The sequence below is a fragment of the Polaribacter sp. BAL334 genome, from assembly GCF_015767435.1.
In the GTDB taxonomy this organism is placed as follows: Bacteria; Bacteroidota; Bacteroidia; order Flavobacteriales; family Flavobacteriaceae; genus Polaribacter.
The window spans coordinates 1-25,795 of the sequence record NZ_JADWOV010000227.1; the positions used below are offsets into that span (position 1 = coordinate 1).

Below are 25,795 nucleotides of genomic sequence, written 5' to 3' on the forward strand. Positions count from 1 at the left end.
AAGATATAAGTCAAGAGTGGATAAACGATTACAATTACAATAGACCACATAAATCACTTAAAAATAAATCACCAATTGAATACAGATTAAATGAATAAAAATTCTATTTTTGAATGGATCGAATTTAAGGGAAGCTTACATTAGCAAAACATGAAAATTTCCACCATTTATCAAAAAAGAAATCTAAGAGTTTATAGTTTTGATTTTACCATTTTTCGAAATCAATCTGATAAATTCATTCCTCCTACTTTTTAGTTCCTTTTTTTTCTAGAAGAAAAAATAGCCTCTCCTTTTTATCAACCACAAAAATGCATTGAAAAGTGCGTTATAAAATTTTATTTTATGAAACTTATCAGAATTAAAAGACATACAAAACAACAAAAATATTACTCTTCAGCCATGGGAATGTTGAATTGTAGGGTAACTTCTATTAAAAAATATTTTTTCGGAATTCCTGTGAAAACACTTCATAAATATAGAGAAACCTATTATGGAGAAACCAAAAATTGTGAAGATTGTAATTTATTTATTTAATCATTTAAAACATAAAAATAACAAATGAGGCAACTGAAAATCACCAAGCAAGTTACCAATCGCGACACAAAATCTTTAGAAAAATACTTTCAGGAAATTGGTAAAATCGATTTAATTACGGCAGATGAAGAAGTAGAATTGGCGATAAAAATTAAAAATGGTGATCAAAGAGCGTTGGATACATTAGTAAAATCGAACTTACGATTTGTAGTTTCTGTTGCTAAGCAATACCAAAATCAAGGTTTAAAATTATCCGATTTGATCAATGAAGGGAATTTAGGATTGGTAAAAGCAGCCAAAAGATTTGATGAAACTAGAGGTTTTAAATTCATTTCGTATGCAGTTTGGTGGATTCGTCAATCCATTTTACAGGCTTTGGCTGAACAATCTAGAATTGTGCGATTGCCGTTAAATAAAATTGGCAGCATCAATAAAATCAATAAAATTTACGCAAAATTAGAACAACAAAATGAGCGCATTCCTTCGTATGTAGAAATTGCCACTGAGCTTGATATTACTGAGCAAAACGTGGAACAAAGTATGAAAAATTCGGGCAGACATTTGTCTATGGATGCTCCTTTTAGAGAAGGTGAAGACTCCAATTTATACAGTATTCTAGGTTCAGAAGACTCTCCAAGACCTGACAATTCATTGATGAAAAAATCATTAGAAATTGAAATAAAACGTGTTTTAGAAACGCTTCCAGAGAAAGAAGCTCGAATTGTAAAAATGTTTTATGGCTTGAACAATCAAGATACTACCTATAGTTTGACTGAAATTGGCGAGACTTTTAACATTACTAGAGAGCGTGTTCGACAAGTAAAACAACGCGCTTTGAATAAATTAAAATCGAAATCAAGGACTACTGTTTTGAGAAAGTATTTGTAATAAAAAAAGAACTTCAACTAGTTTACAACCTTCATTATTTTTAAGTAATGAAGGTTTTTTTGTTTGATATTTTAATCAAAAAATAAATTCGTTGATAATTGAAACAAACTACATATCAAGTTATGTTGATCAATGTTTAAAAGCACTGTTCATTAATTAAATTACGAATCATTTACTTAAATTATTGACAGTCTTATTTAATTTTTTTGCAAATAACTTAAATAACAAGTATCTTTGTTTAAGCTCATACTTAAATAAAAATGAAAACATTCAAATCCGGTGATTATATAAATCAAAAAACTTATAAAAGTTTTCAACCTACAAAAATAAATCAACAATGGACAATTGATGATATGGAGGTATTAAACCTTTTAAGTAAAGCTGACAGACAGCTTGGAAGACTTGATATGTATTCAGAATACATTCCTAACATTGATTTATTTATTAGTATGCACGTTTTAAAAGAAGCGACTCAATCAAGCAAAATTGAAGGAACAAAAACAAATATAGAGGATGCATTATTAGATAAAGCTGATGTAAATGAAGAAAAAAGAGATGATTGGGAAGAAGTACAAAACTATATAGAAGCACTAAATGCTGCTATTAAAAGTCTAGAAAGATTGCCATTTTCTTCAAGATTAATCAGAGAAACCCATAAAATATTATTACAAGGAGTAAGAGGTAAACACAAACTGCCAGGAGAATTTAGAAGTAGTCAAAACTGGATTGGAGGGGCAAGCATTAATGATGCAACATTTATCCCACCAATTTACTCTAGTATTCATGAATATATGGGTGATTTGGAAAATTTTGCACACAATACTGAATCATTTTTTCCTGATTTACTTAAAATTGCATTAATACATTATCAATTTGAAACAATTCATCCTTTTCTTGATGGTAATGGAAGAGTTGGTCGTTTGATGATTACACTCTATTTGGTTGAAAAAGGGATCTTAAAAAAACCTATTCTATATCTCTCTGATTTTTTCGAAAGAAATAGAATATTATATTATGACAATCTAACTAGAGTAAGAATGAATAACGATATAAATCAATGGTTTAAATTCTTTTTAGTTGGAATAATTGAAACTGCAAAAAACGGAATAAATACTTTTGATAGTATTTTAAAACTACAAAAGGAGGTTGATATTAAATTACAAACATTAGGAAGTCGTTCACACAATGCACAATTGATTTTAAACCATCTTTACCAACGACCAATTGTAGATGCTCAAAAAGTTAAAGACTTGACAAATTTATCACCACCATCTGTTTATAAATTAATTGAAGAACTGGAAAAACTTGAAATATTGACTGAAATAACAGGCGCAAAAAGAGGTAAAATTTATTTATTTAGAGAGTATACAAAATTGTTTAAATAAAAATCGCAATAAATTCTCATAACTAAAAAAAATCTAACATCTTTAAAATTCTCACCTCAAAAAACCTTCAATCAAATCTTTAGGATGTGTTGTTTTGGGTATCGAAAAATCGAACCAAAATTGCAAATCTTCTTCGTAACCTGCATTGTTTAAGTAATTGTGCAATGCCAAGTTTAATCCTTTTGTGTATTTTGGATGATCAGCTCCTGTTGGGTCTAAGTGATACAAATCATTCTGAGCAAAACCTTCAAAAACAGGTCCTGTAATTTTGATGCCAAATTCCTCAGGATTTTGTCCAACAGGACTGTGTGCAGTTGCTGTAAATTGATGCCAAAAGGCAGATTGAATGCAATTTTTTTCAAACAATTGTCTTACAACCTCTAGAGAATCAATGGTTTCTTGTTCGGTTTGTGTTGGAAAACCATACATCAAATACGCATGTACCAAAATAGTATTCTGGGAAAAATTGTGAGTAACTCTGGTAACTTGAGCAATATCTACGCCTTTTTTCATTTTGGCTAATAATCTATCTGAAGCAACTTCCAAACCACCAGTTACAGCAATACAACCAGATTTAGCCATGAGTTGACATAGTTCAAAATCGAATGTTTTTTCGAATCGAATGTTGGTCCACCACGTAATTTTTACATTTCTTTCAAGTAATGCAAGCGAAAGCGCTTTGAGCATTTTTGGAGGTGCAGCTTCATCCACAAAATGAAAACCTGTAATGCCAGAATCTTGTATAATTTGCTCAATTTTGTTGACCAAATCTTCTGCTGTCGTGTTTTGATAATTGCCAATATAATCTAACGTGACATCGCAAAAAGAACATTGTTTCCAATAACAGCCATGAGAAATAGTGAGTTTATTCCATCTTGCATCTGTCCACATTCTGTGCATTGGATTCACCACATCTAAAAAAGAAACATATTTATGAAAAGGCAAACCCACATAATTGGGTGCAGGTAAATTTTTATGATGAAAAATGGTATTCGGAAGTTTATTTTTATAAACTACTTGATTTTTTTCTAACACAAAGGTTCTTTCTAGTTGATTTACATCAATAGTACCCTCTAAATAATGTATAATTTTAAGTAAAGGACCTTCACCATCATCCAAAGAAATAAAATCTACGTATTCAAAAATTCTGGTGTCTGATAACGAACGTAATTCTGTATTGCAATAACCACCACCAAATGCAATTTTAATATCTGGAAAAAACTGTTTGATAAATTGCGAACAACGCAAAGCAGCAAACAAATTTCCTGGAAAAGGAATGGTAAAACAGACAAAATTAGGGTTGTGTTCTAAAATTTGCGCTTCTAAAAGATCGAACATTTTGTCTTCTATCAACGAATGTTGACTGTTTAAAAACTCATCAATCTGATTGAAATTGCTTGCAGCCGTAGCAATTTGTTCTGCATATTTAGTAAATGCAAAAAACTCATCCACATTTGCGTGAATAAAATCGCCAATTTCTTCAATAAAAAGTGTGGAATAATGCTTTGCTTTGTCTATGATTCCTATTTCACCTTTTTCCCAATTGATGGCTTTGTTTGCATGAATCAATCTGTGACCTTTTGGTAAAAAATTGGGTTCTAAAATTTGATGAGCAGTTTCAATATCTTGTTTTTGAAGAAAAGAAATGACGATATCAACTCTAGAAATATAGATTTCTTTCATTTTTCGAACTTTCGGAAAATAAAAATTTTGTAAATCTTCTGCTTCTTTAAAAATTTCTCGTAAAAAATCTCCAGTAAAAATCGCTGTAAAAAGCTCAATACTTAAATCGCAATGCGCAAAAGAAACTTGGTGTTTTTCTAAAAACCCTTTTAAATACGCACTTGCAGGATATGCTGTATTTAACTGCGTAAATGGTGGCGTAATAAAAAGGAGTTTGGTTTGCATAGCGCAGTTTAATAGACTTTTTAAATTACAAGACTATTAAGAATCCATTCTTCCAACAGCGCAACTCACAAACGATTTTGCTTTGTGTAAAATAGAATTTTTATCTCCTACTTCTGGATAACCTAAGTGAGAAAGTTTGGTTTTAATTTCTTCAATATCAGCATTTTCTGAATCGATTGTTACTATTGAATTTTCTACATCCACAGTCACATCATGCACACCATTGATGGCTGAAATTCCTTTTTTGATGGTGGATGCACAACCACCACATTTTAAATTTTCTATTTGAATATTTGTTGTCATGTTCTTTAATTTTTAGATTTCCATTGGGTATATCCTCCTTCAAGAAAATATACATTAAATCCTTTTTCTTTTAAAATAGCTGCTGCAGCACTGCTCCTGTTGGATGTTCTGCAATACACATACACAGGTTTTGATTTGTCTAATTGAGCACTTGCTTTTTGATAAAAATTAGCATCAAAAAGATTGGCAAATTTGGCAGATTTTATAAATCCTTCAGACACTTCTTCAGGAGTTCTAACATCCAACAATTGGATTTTCTCTTTTGACAATAACTGTTTTAATTCGGTTGAAGTAATTGTTTTTACATCCTGTGATTTTCCACAAGTGATAAAAAATAGACAAAATATAAGAGTTAGATATTTCATTATCAATAATTTATTTTAATGTTGATGGACAAACATATGCTGTTTTTTCAATACTGGTTTTTTGAATAGCATCAAAACCTCCTTCAATATCAATTACGTTGTGAAAACCACGTGCTTTCAAAATAGAAGCTGCAATCACAGAACGATAACCTCCTGCACAATGCACAAAAAAAGGTTCTTTTTCAGGAAATTGAGTTATGTAATCGTTCAAATAATCTAGTGGCGTATTTTCGGCAATGAATGCATGTTCACTTTGATATTCTCCCGGTTTTCGAACATCAAAAACAATGGGTTTTTGGTTGATTTTTTCTGATAACTCAATTGCAGAAATTGAATTCAACACATCGATTTCTTTTCCTGCCTTTTTCCAGGTTTCAAAACTTCCATCCAAATAACCAATGACATTATCAAAACCAACTCTTGACAAACGTGTAATGGTTTTTTCCTCTTCGCCAATAGGAGTTACCAATAAAATTGCTTGTTTGATATCTTTGATTAATGCGCCAACCCAAGGTGCAAAAGTACCTCCCAAACCAATAAAAATGGATTGTGGAATGAATCCTTTCGAAAATTCAGATTGATGACGCACATCTAAAATTACTGCATCAGTTTCGTTTGCAATAACTTCAAATTCGGCTGCTGACAAAGGTTTTGCGCTGTTTTTAATGATGTCTTCAATATTTTCATATCCTTCTCTGTTCAATTTTACATTCAAAGGAAAATAGGCTGGAGGAGGCAATAACCCATCTGTAACTTCTTTCACAAATTCCTCTTTGGTCATGTTTGCTCTCAAAGCATAATTGGTCTTTTTTTGATTTCCAATAGTGCCAACAGTTTCTTTACTGAGATTTTTTCCGCAAGCTGAACCAGCTCCATGTGCAGGATATACAATCACATCATCTGCCAAAGTCATTACTTTTGCGCGCAAACTTTCATATAAAAAACCTGCTAAATCTTTTTCTGTAATGTCTCCTTTTTGAGCCAAATCTGGTCTTCCAACATCGCCTAAAAACAAAGTATCTCCACTAAAAAGCGCATGGTCTTTTCCATTTTCATCTTTCAATAAATAACAAGCACTTTCCATAGTATGACCAGGTGTATGAAGTACTGTAATGGTGATATTTCCAAGAGAAAATACTTGATTGTCTGTGGCAATTAAAGCATCAAAGTTGGTTTTTGCAGTGGGACCAAAAACAATTTTTGCATCGGTTTTTTCTGCCAAAGTAACATGTCCACTTACAAAATCAGCATGAAAATGTGTTTCGAAAATATATTTGATTTTTGCATTGTCTTTTGCAGCTCTGTCAATATAATCTTGCACTTCTCTTAATGGATCTATAATGGCAACTTCGCCATTACTTTCAATGTAATAGGCACCTTGCGCCAAACATCCTGTGTAAATTTGTTCTATTTTCATTTTAATTATACTTTAAAAAGTCAAAATTAGACTTGATATTTTACTATTTAGCTGATTATTATCAGAATTATTGATATGCCTGATGAATGTATTTTGCATACTTTTCTTGTCTTTTTCTGTCACCAGTTCTGAAAAATCTTACAGCATCGTTCGCTCTCATAAAAAAGTGATTTACATCGATAATACTTAGTAATCCTCCTTTGAATAACGCATCTCTCAAAGGTCCTTTTGCACCAGCAAAATAAAATAAAACACCCTTTTTTTGATAAAACTTAATCCGTTCTTTGAGCATTTCAACTCCTGTACTATCAATTCTGTTAATGCTTTCGGAATCTAATACTATCAATTTTAGTGCCTTTCCTTTTTTGTCTGCCATTTCGTCTAATTTATCTCTGAAATAGCTTGAATTTGCATAAAATAATTGGGCATCAAAACGAAAAACGAGGATATCATCTTCAATAATTACTTCCTCAAATCGTTCTTTATTTCTATAAAAATTAGCATCAGGGACTTTTCCCAATTCCACAACATAAGGTCTTGAAGTTCTGAAAATTAGTACAACCAATGACAACCCTACACCAACAGAAATTCCATATTCAATTCCAAAGAAAAGTGTTGCAATAAATGTAGAAATCAATAACCAAAAATCCAAATTATTGGCTTTCCATAAAAAAGCAGCTTCTTTAATATTCACCAAAGCAAAAACAGCCACAATGATAATTGCCGCCAAAATAGCTTTGGGTAAATAATAAAATAATGGGGTTAAAAAAAGTAAGGTAATGATCACCATCACAACCGAAATAAATGCAGCCATTCCTGTTTTTGCGCCACTTTCTTGATTGATTGCCGAACGCGAAAAGCTAGATGCAGTTGGATATGCTTTAAATAATGAGCCAAAAATATTGCTCAAACCCAATGCTATCAATTCTTGATTTGGTCTCACTTTATACACATCTTGTTTTGTTTCTTGAGATTTCCCGATTGAAATTGTTTCGAGGTAACCTACCATTACCAACGTTAACGCAATGGGAAACAATTCTCTTATTTGTTCTAATTCAATTGTTGGAATTCCGAAAGAAGGTAATCCAGATGGAATGTTTTTTACGATGGAAACATCTGTCAAATTTTTTCCAAAAAATCTCATAATGATGATTCCTAAAACCACCACAATCAATGCACTTGGAATTCTTTTGTCTATTTTTCTGAAAACAAAAATAATGGCGACAGCAATCATTCCAATAATCGTTGTTGGAAGATTGTAAAAGGAAATTTTCAGCCAAATATCTTCTAAAAGTTCATGGATTTGATCACTTTGAACGAAATCAACTCCGAGTAAATTTCGGAATTGATTGATTCCGATAATCAAAGCTACAGCAGATGTAAACCCAGTAATCACAGGTCTTGACAAAAAATTGACAATAAATCCTAAGCTGAAAATACCCAATACAAATTGGATAGTTCCCACCATAAATGCCAATAAAATGGCAATTTCAATATAACTTTCTGAGCCTGCTAAAGCTAATGTAGAAACTCCAGTTGCCACAATCAATGAATCCATGGCAACAGGACCAATAGCAACTTGTCTTGCTGAACCAAAAATGGCGTAAATAACTTGAGGAACTAATGCACAATACAATCCATAAATGGGAGGTAAACCTGCAATCAAAGCATAGGCAATTCCTTGTGGAATCAAGATAATTCCGACAGTAATTCCCGCAATCAAATCACCCTTAAAAAGAGATTTTTCATAATTGGGTAACCATTCTAAAATCGGAATTATTTTTTTAATGTTCATTTTTAAAACAATTCTGCTTGACTACTTCCTTTGATTCTTCCTAAATGTTTATACGCTAATTCAGTCACTTCTCTTCCTCTTGGCGTTCTTGTGATAAAACCTTGTTGAATCAAAAAGGGTTCATAAACTTCTTCAATAGTTTCCGTGTTTTCACTCACAGCAGTTGCAATTGTGCTAATCCCAACTGGACCTCCTTTGAATTTATCAATAATGGTCAATAGGATTTTGTTGTCCATTTCATCCAAACCATAGGTATCCACATTGAGTGCCTGTAATGCAAATTTTGCAATTTCAATAGTGATTTTTCCATTGCCTTTTATTTGGGCAAAATCTCTCACTCTTCTCAATAAAGCATTCGCAATTCTTGGAGTTCCTCTACTTCTGCCAGCAATTTCGATAGCAGCTTCCATGGCAATTGGAACTTTTAAAATTTGCGCACTTCTTTGAATGATAGTCGTTAAAAGTTCTTTTGTATAGTATTGTAATCGAGTACTAATTCCGAAACGAGCTCTCATTGGCGCTGTTAACAATCCTGAACGTGTTGTTGCGCCAATTAATGTGAAAGGTTCTAAGTTGATTTGAACAGTTCGTGCATTAGGTCCAGATTCAATCATAATATCAATCTTATAATCTTCCATGGCAGAATATAAATATTCTTCCACAACTGGACTTAATCTGTGGATTTCATCAATAAAAAGCACATCACGTTCATCTAAATTGGTCAATAATCCAGCCAAATCTCCAGGTTTGTCTAACACTGGCCCTGAAGTAACTTTGATTCCAACATTTAGTTCATTGGCTAAAATGTGAGCCAATGTCGTTTTTCCCAATCCTGGAGGACCATGAAACAAGGTGTGATCTAAAGCTTCTCCTCTTTTATTGGCTGCTTCCACAAAAACTTTCAGGTTTTCTAATGCTTGATCTTGACCTGTAAAATCCTCAAAAGAAAGTGGACGTAGTTTTTTTTCTACCTCTAATTCTTGATTAGAATAGTTGGTATTTTCAGGATTTAGATGTTCGTTCATAGTTACAAAGATAACAGAAATCAATCAGAAAAAGTAGTGAGTAGAAATGAAAAAGCCTCTCCAAAATGGAAAGGCTTTTTTATTATTTGAGCACTTTTTAAGAAGGTTCTTCTCCTTCTAAAAGTGGTATTGTTTGCGGAACAAAATCTTTTCCGTGTAAATACTCACTATCATCATCATTTGGATCTACACGTTTGCTATAATCATAAGGCCATCTGTGGACTTCAGGCAATTTTCCTGGCCAGTTTCCGTGAATGTGTTCTACAGGAGTTGTCCACTCTAACGTATTTGAATTCCAAGGATTTTGTGATGATTTTTCTCCTCTATAAATCGAGATAAAGAAGTTTGCAAGGAACAATATCTGTGCAATACCACCAACAATTGCAAACAATGTAATCACCACATTGATATCAGCAATGTCATCAAACATTGGGAAATTTGTATTTGTATAATATCTTCTTGGTAAACCAGCAAGTCCTATAAAATGCATTGGCCAAAATACACCATAAGCACAAACAATCGTAATCCAGAAATGCCAATATCCTAAGGTTTTATTCATCAAACGTCCATACATTTTTGGGAACCAATGATAAATTCCTGCGTACATTCCAAAAATTGCAGAAACACCCATTACCAAATGGAAGTGAGCAACTACGAAATACGTATCATGAATGTTGATATCTAACGCAGAATCTCCTAAAACCAATCCTGTTAAACCTCCAGTTACGAACGTAGAAACCAATCCAATTGAAAATAACATGGCAGGATTTAGTTGTAAATTTCCTTTCCAAAGTGTAGTAACATAATTAAATGCTTTTACAGCAGAAGGAATTGCAATCAATAAAGTTGTGAAAGTAAATACAGAACCTAAAAATGGATTCATTCCAGAAATAAACATGTGATGTCCCCAAACAATAGTTGATAAGAACGCGATTGCAATGATTGACATTACCATGGCTCTATAACCAAAAATTGGTTTTCTAGCGTTTGTTGAAATAATTTCAGATGTAATTCCAAGTGCAGGAAGTAATACAATATATACTTCAGGATGTCCTAAAAACCAGAATAAATGTTCGAATAAAACTGGTGAACCTCCTTGATAATGCAATACTTCACCAGAGATAAAAATATCAGAAAGATAAAATGAGGTTCCAAAACTTCTGTCAAAAATCAACAACAAAGCTGCTGATAATAAAACAGGGAATGAAACTACACCAATCATTGCTGTTACGAAAAATGCCCAAATTGTTAATGGCATTCTTGTCATTTTCATTCCTTTTGTTCTAAGGTTTAAAACCGTAACAATATAGTTCAAAGCTCCAATCAATGAAGATGCAATGAAAATAGCCATTGAAACCAACCATAATGTCATTCCTGCTCCTGAGCCTGGAATTGCTTGAGGCAATGCACTTAAAGGAGGGTAAATTGTCCATCCTGCAGATGCTGGTCCAGCTTCCACAAAAAGAGAAATAACCATGATAACACTTGACAAGAAAAACAACCAGTAAGAAATCATGTTCAGGAATCCTGAAGCCATGTCTCTTGCACCCAATTGCAATGGAATTAAAAGATTGGAAAATGTTCCGCTCAAACCTGCAGTTAGTACAAAAAATACCATGATTGTACCGTGAATTGTAACCAATGCAAGGTAAATATCAGGATTCATGATACCATCTGTTTGATGATTCCCTAAAAAAGCTTCAATAATTGTAAAAGATTTTTCGGGCCAAGCTAATTGTAAACGGAAAAGCATTGACATGAAAAGTGCAATGACTCCCATAAAAATACCAGTCACCAAAAATTGTTTGGAGATCATTTTATGATCTTGACTGAAAATATATTTTGTTACAAATGTTTCTTTATGATGATGTTCTGACATGATCTTATTTATTTGTAGTGTCTTAAATTTATTGAGTTATAACTGTTGATAATGTTGGTTGTTCTGCAATCCATTTGTCATATTCTTCTTGCTCAACAACTGTGATTTTCATTTGCATATTGTAATGGGAAGCTCCACAAATTTTGTTACATAATAGTAAGTAATCAAATTCATAAGGATCTTCTCCTTTCTCTTTTCTGATCTTATTGATTTCGCGAGTTTTGTCAACCACTTCTGATTGCTGTCTCATTTCTTCAGTAGTATATTTTGGTGTAAAACCAAATTCAGTAACCATTCCAGGCACACAGTTCATTTGTGCTCTAAAGTGAGGCATATACGCTGAATGCAGTACATCCTGAGAACGGAATTTGAAATGTATTTTTCTTCCTTTTGGTAAATACAATTCTGTTACTTGTTTGTCATCTTGCGAATTTTTATCAGACATGTCAACACCCATTGTATTGATTCCTTTGATAAAATTTACATTTCCATAACCTAACATATTGTCTTTACCTGCATAACGTGCATCCCATCTAAATTGCTGAGAATATACTTCAATAACGATGGCATCTTTTTCATCAGACAAATCCATTACATTATTCCATTGCCACAATCCATAACCGATTAAGACAACCAAAACAACTGCTGGAGTAATTGTCCAAATTGCTTCTAATTTGTGACTATCTGCATAGAATTTTGCCTTGTTATTTTTGTTTCCTCTGTATTTAAACGTAAAGTAGAAAATCAAAAATTGCATTCCAAATTGAACAACGCCAATCAACCAAAACGTGATATTGAATAAATTATCATCATGTTCACCTTCAATAGATGCTGATTCTGGAAGCATTAAAACATTCATAGCAATTAAGCAATAGATCATCATTGCATATAAAAAAGCCATGAATAACAATGCATATTTACCTTGTTTTGCATTGTCATTATCGTTTGCAACAGATTCTCTCAAATTTAAAATTCGGGTAATCTGCCAAAAACTCACTCCAATTGCAACACCTATAAAAATATAAAATAGAGCTAACATAAATATCTTTCTTTATTGTTTTAAAACTTTAATTAATGATGATGATTGTCTGAACTTTCACCTCTATGTTCAATATTAAAATAATGGAAATGTTCACTTTCTTGTAAGAATGGATTTCCTGTAGGTATTGGATTTGCTTTCGCGAATGCACTAAATACGGTGTAAATAAATATTCCTAAGAAAAATAATAATGAACTCAATTCTGGAATTCCAAACGACCATTGATCACCAACAGTAGCTGGCATAATCATGATGTAGAAATCAACATAATGTCCTGCTAAAATTACAATTCCTCCCATCACTACAAACCAAGGAATGCTCTTGAAATCACTATTGATTAATAACAAAATTGGGAATACGAAATTCATAACAACCATTGATAAAAACGGCAATTTGTATTCGTTAAATCTTGCAACGAAATAGGTAGTCTCTTCAGGAATATCAGCATACCAAATCAACATAAATTGCGAAAACCATAAATACGTCCAGAATACTGAAAAACCAAACATGAATTTCGCTAAATCGTGAATATGACTGTCATTTACACTTGGTAAAGCACCTTTTGAACGTAAATAAATAGTTACAAATGCAATTACAGTTAAAGCACTTACTAATAAACTTGCCAATACATACCAACCAAATAATGTTGAAAACCAGTGAGGGTCTAATCCCATAATCCAATCCCAAGACATCATAGATTCAGTTAACATAAATATGACTAAAAAGATGACTGAAGCATGATAATTTTTCTTGTAGGTTTTGTTTCCATCATTGGCAGTATCTTCAGCAATAGAATTTTTTCTGATGAAAAAACGATACACATTCCAAAGAACCAAGTAAATGATTCCTCTGATTGTCCAACCTGTAGTATTCATCCACCAAGATTTGCCGTCAACAATAGCATCGTATTTTTCGCTTGTTGGATCAAAAGTACCTTCTGCCATCCAAGAAAATAAATGATTCCAATGGAGTACTGATGCTGACAAAATCACCAACAACATAATGATTGACGTTGGAACTAAATTCGCAGTAATGGCTTCCATCACTCGAAATAAAACTACAGACCAACCTGATTGTGCTACTCTTTGCGCTGCATAAAATGCCAATACCAACAAAGAAATTCCTAAAAAGAATATCAACGAAACATACAATGCAGACCAAGGTTTGTTTTGCATTTGATGAAATACATGTTCATCATGTGCAGCATCATGATGAGCATCATGATTATTTGCAGTTGCATGTTCAGAACCATGAGCATCTCCATGACTTGCTTTTGCAGCAATCATTTCTTTAGATTCTTGAACTGTTTTTGGAGCGCTAAAAAAACTGAATCCAATACCTAAAGCACCTATTATGATAAGCACTATAGAGAGAATTTTTAATTTACCTGAGAATTGATACATATCTTTCGTATTCTATCTTTTTGTAATTATTTTAATAAATCAGCACGCAACTGTTCCACATAATGGATAATTTGCCAACGTTCTGTGTATGTTAATTGAGATGAATGAGAACCCATTAAATTTTTTCCATGCATAATTACATGGTAAATAGTTCCTGCATTGATATCTCTGTCTTTATAATTTGGAATTCCTTCAAATTTTCCGTTTTGAACTAAAGCTCCATTTCCATCACCTTTTTCACCATGACAAGAAGTACAGTAAATCGTGTACAACTGTTTTCCTTTTTCCAAATTTTTCTCTGAAGCTTCAATTGGATTTGTTACTTCTATTCTAGCTCTTTCATAACCTTCTGGTGTATCAGGAATATCGTAAGCTGGAAAACCTCCTCTTGGGATAGTTCCAGCAACTGGTGGTCTATTCACAGGTTTATTATTCAATCCTTTTTCAGCATCCGTGTCATAAGGAATTGACTCATACATGTCTGGCATGTATTGAAGCTGAGGCGTTCTTTTGTTGTTGCAAGAAATGAAACTTACAAAAACAACTAAAGCGATAAGTATTTTTAAATTTTTCATTACCTATTAATTAGTGCTTTTCTACTACATTAATTTCAACAGCTCCTGTTTTTGCTAATAAAGCTGTCAATTCTTCTTCATTATTATGAACTGGAATTTCCATCAAAAAATGATCGTCTGTTGTTCTTGGATCTGGATTTTCTGCTTTTCTAAATGGCCAAATTTTACTTCTCATATAAAAAGTAATTACCATTAAATGCGCCGCAAAAAATACGGTTAATTCGAACATGATTGGTACAAAAGCTGGCATATTTTCGAACCATGAAAAACTTGGTTTTCCTCCAATATCTTGTGGCCAATCTTGAATCATCATATAATTTGTCATCCAAATCGCAACAGACAAACCTGTGATTCCATACATGAATGCTGTAATTGCAATTCTTGTTGGTGCTAATCCCATGGCTTTGTCTAAACCATGCACTGGAAAAGGACAAAATACTTCTTCTATGTGATGATGCGCTGCTTTTACAGTTTTTACTGCATCTAGCAACACTTCGTCATCATTATAAAATGCGTGAATAACTTTAGATGAACTCATTATTCTTTATCTTTTTTATCTGATTTATCACTTTTTTTCTCAATATCTAAAACAACAATTGCTGGTTTAGTAGGTATTCCTTGCTCGCTTCTTTTTTTGTAAAATTCTCCCGAAGATTTCAAGATTGTTTTTACTTCAGCTTGAGCAATTACTGGGAATGTTCTTGCATATAATAAGAATAATACAAAGAAGAATCCTATAGTTCCAATAAAAATTCCAACATCTACAAATGTAGGCTCAAAACGCCACCATGTTGAAGGCAAATGACCTTTACTCAATACAATTGCGATGATATCAAAACGCTCAAACCACATTCCAATGTTAATCGCAATAGAAATGATGAATGATGCTATAAAACTTCTTCTGATTTTTTTGAACCATAATAACTGTGGAATGGCAATATTGAAAAGCAATAAAGAATAAAATGCCCAAGCGTAAGGACCTGTTGCAGCTCCTACTGATAAATAGGTGTAATATTCATAAGGCGATCCAGTATACCAAGCAATGAAAAACTCTGTTGCATACGCTACAGCTACGATTCCTCCAGTCAAAATAATTACAATATTCATATATTCTACATGAAGTCTTGTAATATATTCTTCCATATTGGTTACTTTACGCATGATTCCTAACAAGGTTTGCACCATCGCAAATCCTGAGAAAATAGCTCCAGCAACGAAATAAGGAGGAAAAATTGTGGAGTGCCATCCTGGATTGATAGAAGTAGCAAAGTCCATAGATACAATTGTGTGTACAGAAAGTACTAAGGGAGTGGCTAAACCAGCTAACACCAAAGAAACTTCTTCAAAACGCTGCCAATCTTTTGCTCTTCCTGACCAACCAAAACTCAATAATGAATAAATTTTCTTTTGAAAAGGTTTTACAGCTCTATCACGAATCATCGCAAAATCTGGTAATAAACCTGTCCACCAGAAAACTAAAGAAACTGATAAATAGGTAGAAATTGCGAAAACGTCCCATAATAATGGTGAGTTAAAATTCACCCATAATGATCCAAATTGGTTTGGAATTGGCAATACCCAGAAAGCATTCCAAGGACGACCCATGTGAATAATTGGAAACAATCCTGCTTGAAAAACGGCAAAAATTGTCATGGCTTCTGCAGAACGGTTGATTGCCATTCTCCATTTTTGACGGAATAATAACAATACTGCAGAAATCAATGTTCCTGCGTGACCAATACCTACCCACCAAACGAAGTTTGTGATATCCCAAGCCCAACCAATGTTTTTGCTTAGACCCCAAACTCCAATACCTGTTCCAACTGTGTAAAAGATACATCCAAATCCCCAAAGCATTGCTGCTAAAGAAATGTAAAATGCCATGTACCAATTTTTATTTGCCTTTCCTTCAATAGGTTTTGCAATATCCTCGGTAATATCGTGATAAGTTTTATCACCTAAAATCAAAGGTTCTCTAATGGATGCTTCGTAATGAGACATATTCTATATCTTAAATTTAATTACGCTTCGTTTGTGTTTTTTATTTTCACTTGATAGATTACATTCGGTTTTGTCTGTAAGTAATCTAACACGTTGTATGCTCTTTTATCTTTTGCTAAAGCTGCTACTTTATCTTGCTTATTGTTCACATCTCCAAAAACTAAGGCTCCTGTTGTACAAGCTGATGAACAAGCAGTTTCAAATTCGTCAGTGTTTACTGCACGTCCTTCTTTTTTTGCTTTTAAAATAGTGGCTTGTGTCATTTGGATACACATAGAACATTTTTCCATAACTCCTCTTGAACGCACAACAACATCTGGATTCAATACCATTTTGCCATACTCGTTGTTCATGTTAAAGTCAAACTCGTTATTATTTGCATAATTGAACCAGTTGAAACGACGCACTCTGTATGGACAGTTATTAGCACAATATCTTGTTCCAACACATCTGTTGTATGTCATTTGGTTTTGTCCTTGACGACCGTGAGTAGTTGCTGCAACAGGGCAAACAGTCTCACAAGGAGCATGATTACAATGTTGGCACATCATTGGTTGGAAAGTAACTTCAGGATTTTCGGCCTCAGTTTCCAATCCTTTGTACATTTCACCTCTGCTTAAACCTTGCTTTTTTGCATCTTCTCTGGTTTTAACTTCTGAGGAATAATATCTATCAATACGCAACCAGTGCATATCTCTACCAACTCTAACTTCTCTTTTTCCTACAACTGGAACATTGTTTTCTGCATGACATGCAACCACACAAGCTCCACAACCGGTACAAGATGTTAAATCAATTGATAAATTGAAATGATGACCTAATTCTCTATTGTGTTCATCCCACAAATCAATGGTGTTTGCCTCAACTTCTTTATGATCGTAAGAAACATAAGAAGGTTTGTTCCACCCATGATGATGGTCTTTTGGCTCAACAGTTTTGTATTCTTTTAATGAAGCAACTTTTAAAATATCATGGCGTCCAGCAATTGTTTTTTGTACTTGTGTACAAGCAAATTGATGTGTTCCAGATACTTTTTCTATTTTAACTCCAAATTGAATATTATTGGCATTTAAATATAATGGATAGGCATTAACACCTACTTGCATTTCTTCTTTCAAACCGAAAGTTCTACCAAAACCTAATGACAATCCAACAGAACCTTTTGCTTGTCCTGGTTGAATCATTACAGGCACAGTTACTTCTTTTCCATTAACTGTAACTTTTGCATAATCACCATCAATTGCTCCATTGTCTTTTACAGGATTTGTAAATCCTAATTGTTTGGCATCAGCCATTGACATGGTTAAGTAATTATCCCAAGAAACTCTTGTGATTGGATCAGGGAACTCTTGCAACCAAGGATTGTTTGCTTGTTTTCCATCTCCTAAACCAGTTTTTATGTATAACTGCAACTCAAAACCTGAAGCTTTTTTTGCAGCATTTGACAATTGCATTGCTGCTTCTGTAACTGAAATTTCAGATGCAACTGTAGCAGTTGTAATTTCTCTTGTAAAGAAACCATTGTGTAAAGCAGTATTCCAAGAACCACCATTTAAGATTGTTGTGGAAGCAAATGCTTTCAAATAGTCATAATATTTTGTAGAATTTCCAGACCATCCTAACAACGTATCTTGCAATTGACGCGTACTAAATAATGGCTGAATTGTTGGTTGCATCAATCCGTAAGTAACCTCATCAAATTGAGTATCTCCCCAAGATTCTAGGAAATGTGACGTTGGCAACACATAATTTGATGCATTAACCGTTTCATTATTTTCTGTTGATAATGCAACCGTTAAAGAAACTTTTTTCAATCCGTTTGCAAATTCAGATGCATTTGGTAATGAATACAAAGGATTTACGTTATAAGAAAGTAACCCTCCAATTTTACCAGCATTCATATCTTTCACTAACTGATTTACATCAGTTTCATTTCCTTGACGAATATTTAATGTATTATTAACATCAACGATTTCACTATTCAATGCTTTGTTGATTGCCAAAGCAACCAATTGTGCATTTTTATCATTGATACCTGTCATAACAACTCCTTTGGAACCTGCCTTTTTCAATGCAGCTGCCATCTGTTTTACTTGTGCATCAACAGGAGTCGCTTTTGAAGGAACATTTGAACCTGTAATTTCATTGAACAAATTGATCAATCCAAAAATTTGGTCAGATGGTTTTGTCACAATTCTTTTATCTGCATTTGCGCCTGTCAAAGACATGTTGCTCTCAAACTGAACATGATATGACATGGATCCTGTTTCTGGTTTTCTACCAGCAACATATTGTTTTTCAAATCCACCATGGAAATCACCCAAAAAGTCAGCACCAAATGAAACAATAACTGAAGCTTTGTCTAAATGATATTTTGGCAACGCGCGTTTTCCGTACATAGCCAACATAGCATCAGCTGCTGCAGATTCAGATATTGCATCGTAAATAACATGAGTTACATTTGGATAAGCAACAATAAATTCTTGAATGATTCTTTCAGTAGAAGGACTAGCCAATGTTCCTGTTAATAAAACAACAGGTGTATTTGCGTCTTTTAATGTATTTAAAGCAGCACCAATTTCTTTATCAGCATCCGTCCAAGAAATTTTTTCTCCTGCTTTTGTAGGATTTTTTAAACGAAGTTTTTCATCATATAAAGACAAAACAGCCGCTTGAACTCTGGCACTTGTAGTTCCATTAGCGTCTTTGTTTGGCATGATTTGGATTGGACGACCTTCACGAGTTTTTACCAAAATATTGGCAAAATCAAATCCATCAGCCATAGAAGTCGCATACCAATCTGCAACACCAGCTATAATATCATTGGGTTTTACCACATAAGGAATTGATTTTTTTACAGGTCCTTCACAAGCAGCTAATGTTGCTGCAGCAGTAGTAAAACCAACATATTTCAAGAAATCTCTTCTTGAAGTAGATGAATTTGCCAATGTTTCTTTATCTCCTAAAAATGTATCCGTTGGAATTTCCTGAACGAATTCATTTTTACTTAACGTCTCAACAAAAGAACTATTTGTAAGTTCTTCAACACTTTTCCAGTATTTTTTGTCTGAAGCCATTTATTTTTAGTTATTAGTTCTTAGATTTTAATCAATAGTTTTGATGCTATGACTAAAGGCTATTTTTTTATTGCTTGATTAATAATGACATTTACCACACTCTAAACCTCCAAGTTGTGCCACTGTTACTTGACCAACATTGTATTTTTTAGCTAACTCTTTGTGTATTTTATCATAATACTCTGTGCCTTTTAAATCAACTTTCGTTTCTCTATGACAATTGATACACCATCCCATTGTTAAAGGAGAAAATTGGTACATTTCATCCATTTCTTCAACTGGACCATGACAGTTTTGACATTCTAAACCTCCAACAGTTACGTGTTGTGAATGGTTAAAGTAGGCAAAATCTGGTAAATTATGAATACGAATCCATTTAATTGGTTTTGTATTTCCTGTATATTCTAATGCTTCAGGATCCCAACCAGCAGCTGTATAGATTTTTGCGATTTCTTTATCCAATTCAGCTTTTCCATACGTAACTCCATCCCATTCTACCACAGTTCCCTCAGCAACTTCAGCAATGTTTTTATGACAGTTCATACATACATTTACAGATGGAATTCCAGAATGTTTACTATGCTTAGCTGATGAATGACAGTATTGACAATCAATTTTATTATCACCTGCATGAATTTTATGTGAAAAAGCAATAGGCTGTAAAGGAGAATATCCTTGATCTACTCCAACTTTGAATAGTGTTCCAAATCCTACATATGCTCCCATTAATAAAAGGAAAATCGTAGTCATTACTTTTAAGAACGTGTTTTGTTTAACACCTTCCCAAAGTTCTTGTACATCTCTTTTTAAGTTTGATTTTGTTTCAGGAGTTGTGTTTCCTTTCAGTTCATTTACTTGTTTTAGCAAGCTAGCAATCATCAAGAAAGCAACCACAATAGCAGCAGCCAAAATGTAAATCAACCAACTTGGAGCAGTTGAACTTCCTCCACCTGTTGCAACAACTTCTGCAGCTGCAGGATCAACTTTTGGTTTTGGATCACCAACAGTTGTATAGTACAAAATATCATCAATATTTTGATCTGTCAACTGAGGAAAAGCAGACATCGCAGAACCATTGTATTCTTCAAAAATTGCGATAGCATCTCTATCACCTGAAGCTCTTAATTCAGCATTGTTTCTAATCCATTTGAGTAACCACTCACGCTCTCTTCTTGCTTCAACACCTCCAAGAGCAGGCCCCACCAACTTTTTATCTAATTTGTGACAAGATGCACACAAAGATTTGTACAGTTTTTTACCTTCTTGTTGACGTGCTTCATCTACTTCTTGAGAATAAGAAGAAAGACTAAATGCAAAAAACAGGATAATTGTAAAACTCTTTAGAAGAATTAGGGTTCGTTTACTGTGTAATGCTACACTTTTCATATTTACAAACTATTTTTAGTGTCGTGTATAAAATGGTTCAAAAAAACGCTTTTTGAACAGTTGCACAAAAGTAGTACTTATTGACAAATTTTTAAAAAGGAATAGAATGTTAAACATTAATTTATAATAATTCTAAATAATCAATTTTTAAGATTATTTTAAAAAAGATGTTATTACTTTTGTAGAAATTATTTTTTTATGAAATATTCTTATTCTTATTGGTTTTTTGGATTGTTTTTGATACTTGGTATACATACCATTACAGCTCAAAATAACACTAATATGAGTCCTCAAATTAAAAATTTAATCGCAAAAAAGAGAGCTTTTAATAAAGATATTGGCTTTGGATATCGTGTTCAAATATTTTATGGAGAAGAATCAAATGCTAGAAATATCCAAACAAAGTTCAATTCGAGTTATCCTGATGTGTTTACAAAACTTACCTATGATCAGCCTTATTGGAAAGTGCAAGTGGGAAATTATAAAACAAAATTAGAAGCTGACAAAGCGTTGCTAAATTTTTCAGAAAAATTTTCAGGATTGATTGTGATTTCACTTCTCAGATAAGATTTAAAAGTTATCTCAAAAAATAAAAAAGCCAAAATCTCAATTGATTTTGGCTTTTTTTTTATGAAGTTTAAAATACTGCTATAATTTCTTTTTAACAGCAAATTCTTTATATGCTTCAATTAAATCTCCTTCTTGAATATCATTGTAATTTTTGATTTGCAATCCACAATCATATCCTTTTGCAACTTCTTTTACATCGTCTTTGAAACGTTTTAAAGATGTCAAATATCCATCATGAACTACAATTCCATCTCTAATAATTCGGATTTGAGAATCTCTAAATATTTTTCCAGACATTACCATACATCCTGCAATGTTTCCAATTTTAGATATTTTATATACTTCTCTAATCTCCACATTTCCAGTAACTTCTTCTTTCATTTCAGGAGAAAGCATTCCTTCCATAGCGTCTTTCAAGTCATTGATAGCGTCATAAATAATTGAATATGTTCTGATATCTACTTCTTCTCTGTCCGCAATCATTCTTGCATTTCCTTGTGGACGAACGTTGAATCCTACAATAATTGCATCAGAAGCTGTTGCCAATAACACATCACTTTCGGTAATGGCTCCAACACCTTTGTGCAGAATATTGATTTGGATTTCTTCGGTTGATAATTTTTGGAAAGAATCTGCCAATGCTTCTACTGAACCATCCACATCTCCTTTTAAGATAATGTTCAATTCTTTGAAATCTCCTAAAGCAATTCTTCGTCCAATTTCGGCAAGAGTTAATGTTTTTTGAGTTCTTACAGATTGTTCTCTTTGCAATTGTGATCTTTTAGCTGCAATTTGTTTTGCCTCACGTTCATCATCAAAAACGACAAATTTATCACCTGCTTGTGGTGCTCCATCCAATCCTAAAACTGATACTGGCGTTGAAGGTCCTGCAGATTTTAATTTTACACCTTTGTCATCAAACATGGCTTTTACTTTTCCACTGTTTTTTCCAGCTAACAAATAATCCCCAACTTTAAGAGTTCCTGCTTGCACTAAAATAGTGGTAACATAACCTCTTCCTTTATCCAATTGTGCTTCAACAACTGTTCCAGTAGCATTTTTATTTGGATTGGCTTTTAATTCTAAAACTTCCGCTTCCAATAAAACTTTTTCCAATAATTCTTCAATTCCTTGTCCTGTTTTTGCTGAAATATCTTGTGATTGAATATTTCCTCCCCATTCTTCAATAAGTAAATTCATTCCCGATAATTGCGTTTTCACATTATCTGGATTTGCATTTGGTTTATCAATCTTATTAATGGCAAAAATTATAGGAACTCCAGCAGCTTGTGCGTGAGAAATGGCTTCTTTTGTTTGAGGCATTACGTCATCATCAGCAGCAACTACAATGATAACTAAATCTGTAATTTGCGCTCCACGTGCACGCATTGCAGTAAATGCTTCGTGTCCAGGTGTATCTAAAAAGGCGATTTTTTGATCTCCAACGTTTACAGCATATGCTCCAATATGTTGCGTAATTCCTCCACTTTCTCCTTCAGTAACATTCGCTTTTCTGATATAATCTAATAAGGAAGTTTTTCCATGATCTACGTGACCCATTACAGTAATAATTGGTGCACGAGTGATTAAATCCTCAGGATTATCTTCAACAGTTTCAATAGATTCTTCTACTTCTGCACCCACAAATTCTACTTTATGATCAAACTCTTCTGCAACAATGACCAATGTTTCAGCATCTAAACGCTGATTCATGGTTACCATCATTCCTAATGACATACAAGCTGAAATGATTTGAGTTACAGGAACATCCATCATTGTGGCAACTTCACTAACCGTTACAAATTCAGTAACTTTTAGGATTTTGCTATCTAATGCCTTTGCTTCTAATTCTGCTTCGGATTGTTCTCTGTGAGCATCTCTTTTATTTCTTCTGTATTTTGCACCTTTTCCTTTAGAAGATTTTCCTTGAAGTTTTTCTAAGGTTTCTCTTACTTGCTTTTGGATATCAGCTTCTGTTGGATCTTCCTTTTTAATAGGTGCTTGATTTCCTCTTGGCCTAAAACCTCCTCCAGGCTGTCTATTATTGCCTTGTCCACCTTGATTCGGTTGATTTGGTCTATTTCTATTATCTTGTGGTGGTCTTGTATTAACGCCAGTACCAGCAGCTGTTCCAGGTGTAGCACTAGGTTTACTGATACGTTTGCGTTTTTTTCTAGGATCCGTTGAAGCGTCTTTTTTAACTTCTGGTTTTTTCTTTTTAGGTCTTTCAAACTGTTTTAAGTCAATGGTTTGTCCAGTCATTTTTGGACCATCCAATTTCTTGTATTGAGTAATAATTGACTCAGCATTTTCGGCAGTAATTTCAGTTGGTTTTACCTCGTTTTGAATTGGCTTAATCGGTTGATTTTCAACTTTTGGAGCTTCAGGTTTTGGAGTTTCAATTTTTGGAATTTCAACTTTAGGCTCTTCAGGCTTTTTAGTTTCCTCAACAATTACTGCTTTTTTCTCTTCTTTTTCTTGGACAACTTCGTCTTTAACAACTGGAATTTCAACAGTTTCTTTGACAGGTTTTTCGACTTCTTTTTCAACTTCGGGTTTTTTCCCCAAATTATCAATGTCGATTTTTCCAACAGTTTTAAACTCTATTCTATCTGCTTTTGCTCTTAGAATCTCTTCTTCTTTTTTAGCCTCTTCTGCTTTTTTCTTTTCTAGTTTGGCTTCAATTTCAAGACGAATTGCTTCTTTTTCTTTTCTTTTTTCCTCTCCAACTTCTTTGGATGCAGCTTTTTTGCTAGCATCTGTTTCAAAGCCATCAAGAAGGACTTGATAGGTATCTTGAGAAATTTTAGTAGTTGGTCTTGCTTCTACATCATGACCATGTTTCCCTAAATATTCTACAGCTCTGTCAAGAGAAATATTCAATTCTCTTAACACACTACTAAGTCTCATTGTTTTGTCTACAGACATATATAATTTTTTATTCTTTAATTTTTGTAAAAATAATCTTTTTACTTTTAATGATTTTGGAATCTATTCTTCGAATTCTTCTCTTAAAATTCGTTGAACATCCAAAATAGTTTCTTCTTCTAAATCGGTTCTTTTTAACAATTCTTCCACAGAAGTTTCTAATACACTTCTTGCAGTGTCTAATCCAATATTCTTAAATTCTTGGATAATCCATCCTTCAATTTCATCAACAAACTCTGTCAATTCCACATCTTCTTCAGCTCCTTCTCTTTGAACATCAATTTCATAACCTGTCAATTCACTTGCCAATCTGATGTTTACACCACTTTTTCCAATTGCTTTTGAAACTTCTTCTGGTTTTAAAACAACTTTTACACGTCCTTTTTTACCATTTTTTTCAGATTCGTACAATTCAATTTCCATAGAAGTCACTTTTGCAGGACTCAAAGCTCTTGCAATATACAATTGTTCGTTTTTGGTGTAATTGATTACATCAATATTTTCATTACCCAATTCGCGCACAATTCCATGAATTCTTGATCCTTTTACACCAACACAAGCTCCCACTGGATCAATTCTGTCATCATAAGAATCAACAGCTACTTTTGCTTTTTCGCCTGGAATTCTTGCAACACCTTCTACAGTAATTAATCCGTCAAAAACTTCTGGGATTTCTTGTTCAAATAATTTGGTTAAAAATACTGGTGACGTTCTTGATAAAATAATCGTAGGCTTGTTGCCTCTCAATTCAACTGATTTTACAACTCCTCTTACTGAATCTCCTTTTCTGAAAAAATCCGAACGAATTTGCTCGCTTTTTGGCAATACGATTTCATTCCCATCATCGTCCAATAAAATAATCGCATTGTGACGAATATGATGCACTTCTGCAGTATATAATTCGCCTTCTAAATCTTTAAATTGCTTAAAAATATTGGTACTATCGTGTTCGTAAATTTTTGAAATCAAGTTTTGACGCAAAGCCAAAATAGCTCTTCTTCCTAATTGAACCAATTTTACTTCTTCAGAAACATCTTCTCCAATTTCAAAATCGGGCTCAATTTTACGAGCTTCACTCAATTCTATTTCTTCATTATCGTCTTCAGACATTCCGTCTGCAACAACCACACGATTTCTCCAGATCTCTAAATCTCCTTTGTCAGGATTGATGATGATGTCAAAGTTATCATCAGAGCCAAACTTTCGTTTTAAAGCCGCTCTAAAAACTTCTTCTAAAATAGACATCAATGTTACTCTGTCTATACTTTTGTTATCTTTAAATTCAGAAAACGATTCAATTAACGCTATATTTTCCAT

21 protein-coding genes are annotated in these 25,795 nt (G+C 33.3%); 5 read left to right on the top strand and 16 right to left on the bottom strand.

Annotated features, from left to right (window positions below):
- Nucleotides 1-5: 5 nt before the first annotated feature.
- From IU405_RS15875 to IU405_RS02020, 4 genes are all read left to right on the top strand, one after another.
- A complete protein-coding gene (locus IU405_RS15875) occupies nt 6-98 on the top strand; it encodes an integrase core domain-containing protein (RefSeq protein WP_410896734.1) in 93 nt (30 codons plus the stop codon).
- Nucleotides 99-342: 244 nt separating this feature from the next.
- Nucleotides 343-534, top strand: coding sequence for a hypothetical protein (locus IU405_RS02010; RefSeq protein WP_197436941.1), 192 nt, complete (start codon nt 343-345; stop codon nt 532-534).
- 24 nt (nt 535-558) lie between these two features.
- A complete protein-coding gene (locus IU405_RS02015) occupies nt 559-1,422 on the top strand; it encodes an RNA polymerase sigma factor RpoD/SigA (RefSeq protein WP_197436942.1) in 864 nt (287 codons plus the stop codon).
- A gap of 260 nt (nt 1,423-1,682) precedes the next feature.
- A complete protein-coding gene (locus IU405_RS02020; RefSeq protein ID WP_197436943.1) occupies nt 1,683-2,807 on the top strand; it encodes a Fic family protein in 1,125 nt (374 codons plus the stop codon).
- A 51-nt stretch (nt 2,808-2,858) separates the two neighbouring features.
- Here IU405_RS02020 and IU405_RS02025 read toward each other — a convergent pair whose 3' ends face one another.
- The 14 genes from IU405_RS02025 to IU405_RS02090 all read right to left on the bottom strand — a co-directional run bounded on the left by IU405_RS02025 (nt 2,859) and on the right by IU405_RS02090 (nt 20,980).
- A complete protein-coding gene (locus IU405_RS02025) occupies nt 2,859-4,715 on the bottom strand; it encodes a B12-binding domain-containing radical SAM protein (protein WP_197436944.1) in 1,857 nt (618 codons plus the stop codon).
- A gap of 36 nt (nt 4,716-4,751) precedes the next feature.
- Nucleotides 4,752-5,018, bottom strand: coding sequence for a heavy-metal-associated domain-containing protein (locus IU405_RS02030; protein WP_197436945.1), 267 nt, complete (start codon nt 5,016-5,018; stop codon nt 4,752-4,754).
- 5 nt (nt 5,019-5,023) lie between these two features.
- Nucleotides 5,024-5,383, bottom strand: a complete 360-nt coding sequence (locus IU405_RS02035; protein ID WP_197436946.1) for a rhodanese-like domain-containing protein — start codon at nt 5,381-5,383, stop codon at nt 5,024-5,026.
- Nucleotides 5,384-5,393: 10 nt separating this feature from the next.
- Nucleotides 5,394-6,800 carry an MBL fold metallo-hydrolase gene (locus tag IU405_RS02040; protein WP_197436947.1) on the bottom strand — a complete coding sequence of 469 codons (1,407 nt, stop codon included), beginning with the start codon at nt 6,798-6,800 and terminating at the stop codon, nt 5,394-5,396.
- A 67-nt stretch (nt 6,801-6,867) separates the two neighbouring features.
- Nucleotides 6,868-8,595 (bottom strand): SulP family inorganic anion transporter, encoded by a 1,728-nt coding sequence (locus IU405_RS02045; protein WP_197436948.1) that lies wholly within the window; start codon nt 8,593-8,595, stop codon nt 6,868-6,870.
- Nucleotides 8,596-8,597: 2 nt separating this feature from the next.
- Nucleotides 8,598-9,620, bottom strand: a complete 1,023-nt coding sequence (ruvB, locus tag IU405_RS02050; RefSeq protein ID WP_197436949.1) for a Holliday junction branch migration DNA helicase RuvB — start codon at nt 9,618-9,620, stop codon at nt 8,598-8,600.
- A 97-nt stretch (nt 9,621-9,717) separates the two neighbouring features.
- Entirely contained in the window at nt 9,718-11,499 is a 1,782-nt protein-coding gene (locus tag IU405_RS02055) for a cbb3-type cytochrome c oxidase subunit I (RefSeq protein WP_197436950.1), read from the bottom strand.
- A gap of 28 nt (nt 11,500-11,527) precedes the next feature.
- Entirely contained in the window at nt 11,528-12,538 is a 1,011-nt protein-coding gene (locus tag IU405_RS02060) for a cytochrome c oxidase subunit II (RefSeq protein ID WP_197436951.1), read from the bottom strand.
- A gap of 32 nt (nt 12,539-12,570) precedes the next feature.
- Nucleotides 12,571-13,941 carry a quinol:cytochrome C oxidoreductase gene (locus tag IU405_RS02065; protein ID WP_197436952.1) on the bottom strand — a complete coding sequence of 457 codons (1,371 nt, stop codon included), beginning with the start codon at nt 13,939-13,941 and terminating at the stop codon, nt 12,571-12,573.
- A 26-nt stretch (nt 13,942-13,967) separates the two neighbouring features.
- On the bottom strand, nt 13,968-14,516 hold the full coding sequence (locus tag IU405_RS02070; protein ID WP_197436953.1) for a c-type cytochrome: 549 nt from the start codon (nt 14,514-14,516) through the stop codon (nt 13,968-13,970).
- A gap of 10 nt (nt 14,517-14,526) precedes the next feature.
- Nucleotides 14,527-15,054: a DUF3341 domain-containing protein gene (locus IU405_RS02075; protein ID WP_197436954.1), complete on the bottom strand. Its 528-nt coding sequence runs from the start codon at nt 15,052-15,054 to the stop codon at nt 14,527-14,529.
- Nucleotides 15,054-16,517 (bottom strand): NrfD/PsrC family molybdoenzyme membrane anchor subunit, encoded by a 1,464-nt coding sequence (gene nrfD, locus IU405_RS02080; RefSeq protein ID WP_197436955.1) that lies wholly within the window; start codon nt 16,515-16,517, stop codon nt 15,054-15,056. Before nrfD ends, IU405_RS02075 begins: the two co-directional genes overlap by 1 nt.
- A gap of 20 nt (nt 16,518-16,537) precedes the next feature.
- Nucleotides 16,538-19,594, bottom strand: coding sequence for a TAT-variant-translocated molybdopterin oxidoreductase (locus IU405_RS02085; protein ID WP_197436956.1), 3,057 nt, complete (start codon nt 19,592-19,594; stop codon nt 16,538-16,540).
- Nucleotides 19,595-19,672: 78 nt separating this feature from the next.
- Complete coding sequence (locus IU405_RS02090; RefSeq protein ID WP_197436957.1) at nt 19,673-20,980, bottom strand: cytochrome c3 family protein; 1,308 nt, start codon at nt 20,978-20,980, stop codon at nt 19,673-19,675.
- A gap of 198 nt (nt 20,981-21,178) precedes the next feature.
- Between IU405_RS02090 and IU405_RS02095 the strand changes: the two genes are divergently transcribed.
- Nucleotides 21,179-21,547, top strand: a complete 369-nt coding sequence (locus IU405_RS02095; protein WP_197436958.1) for an SPOR domain-containing protein — start codon at nt 21,179-21,181, stop codon at nt 21,545-21,547.
- A gap of 81 nt (nt 21,548-21,628) precedes the next feature.
- Here IU405_RS02095 and infB read toward each other — a convergent pair whose 3' ends face one another.
- Both infB and nusA read right to left on the bottom strand, forming a co-directional pair.
- The gene (infB, locus tag IU405_RS02100; RefSeq protein ID WP_197436959.1) at nt 21,629-24,478 is read right to left on the bottom strand and encodes a translation initiation factor IF-2; all 2,850 of its coding nucleotides are present in this window, start codon (nt 24,476-24,478) and stop codon (nt 21,629-21,631) included.
- A gap of 63 nt (nt 24,479-24,541) precedes the next feature.
- On the bottom strand, nt 24,542-25,795 hold the full coding sequence (gene nusA / locus IU405_RS02105; RefSeq protein ID WP_197436960.1) for a transcription termination factor NusA: 1,254 nt from the start codon (nt 25,793-25,795) through the stop codon (nt 24,542-24,544).

Excerpts from the sequence above, each read along its gene's own strand:
- IU405_RS02010 (WP_197436941.1), top strand. The coding sequence starts at position 343 with ATGAAACTTATCAGAATTAAAAGACATACAAAACAACAAAAATATTAC.
- IU405_RS02015 (WP_197436942.1), top strand. The coding sequence starts at position 559 with ATGAGGCAACTGAAAATCACCAAGCAAGTTACCAATCGCGACACAAAA.
- IU405_RS02020 (WP_197436943.1), top strand. The coding sequence starts at position 1,683 with ATGAAAACATTCAAATCCGGTGATTATATAAATCAAAAAACTTATAAA.
- IU405_RS02025 (WP_197436944.1), bottom strand. The coding sequence starts at position 4,715 with ATGCAAACCAAACTCCTTTTTATTACGCCACCATTTACGCAGTTAAAT.
- IU405_RS02030 (WP_197436945.1), bottom strand. The coding sequence starts at position 5,018 with ATGACAACAAATATTCAAATAGAAAATTTAAAATGTGGTGGTTGTGCA.
- IU405_RS02035 (WP_197436946.1), bottom strand. The coding sequence starts at position 5,383 with ATGAAATATCTAACTCTTATATTTTGTCTATTTTTTATCACTTGTGGA.
- IU405_RS02040 (WP_197436947.1), bottom strand. The coding sequence starts at position 6,800 with ATGAAAATAGAACAAATTTACACAGGATGTTTGGCGCAAGGTGCCTAT.
- IU405_RS02045 (WP_197436948.1), bottom strand. The coding sequence starts at position 8,595 with ATGAACATTAAAAAAATAATTCCGATTTTAGAATGGTTACCCAATTAT.
- ruvB (WP_197436949.1), bottom strand. The coding sequence starts at position 9,620 with ATGAACGAACATCTAAATCCTGAAAATACCAACTATTCTAATCAAGAA.
- IU405_RS02055 (WP_197436950.1), bottom strand. The coding sequence starts at position 11,499 with ATGTCAGAACATCATCATAAAGAAACATTTGTAACAAAATATATTTTC.
- IU405_RS02060 (WP_197436951.1), bottom strand. The coding sequence starts at position 12,538 with ATGTTAGCTCTATTTTATATTTTTATAGGTGTTGCAATTGGAGTGAGT.
- IU405_RS02065 (WP_197436952.1), bottom strand. The coding sequence starts at position 13,941 with ATGTATCAATTCTCAGGTAAATTAAAAATTCTCTCTATAGTGCTTATC.
- IU405_RS02070 (WP_197436953.1), bottom strand. The coding sequence starts at position 14,516 with ATGAAAAATTTAAAAATACTTATCGCTTTAGTTGTTTTTGTAAGTTTC.
- IU405_RS02075 (WP_197436954.1), bottom strand. The coding sequence starts at position 15,054 with ATGAGTTCATCTAAAGTTATTCACGCATTTTATAATGATGACGAAGTG.
- nrfD (WP_197436955.1), bottom strand. The coding sequence starts at position 16,517 with ATGTCTCATTACGAAGCATCCATTAGAGAACCTTTGATTTTAGGTGAT.
- IU405_RS02085 (WP_197436956.1), bottom strand. The coding sequence starts at position 19,594 with ATGGCTTCAGACAAAAAATACTGGAAAAGTGTTGAAGAACTTACAAAT.
- IU405_RS02090 (WP_197436957.1), bottom strand. The coding sequence starts at position 20,980 with ATGAAAAGTGTAGCATTACACAGTAAACGAACCCTAATTCTTCTAAAG.
- IU405_RS02095 (WP_197436958.1), top strand. The coding sequence starts at position 21,179 with ATGAAATATTCTTATTCTTATTGGTTTTTTGGATTGTTTTTGATACTT.
- infB (WP_197436959.1), bottom strand. The coding sequence starts at position 24,478 with ATGTCTGTAGACAAAACAATGAGACTTAGTAGTGTGTTAAGAGAATTG.
- nusA (WP_197436960.1), bottom strand. The coding sequence starts at position 25,795 with ATGGAAAATATAGCGTTAATTGAATCGTTTTCTGAATTTAAAGATAAC.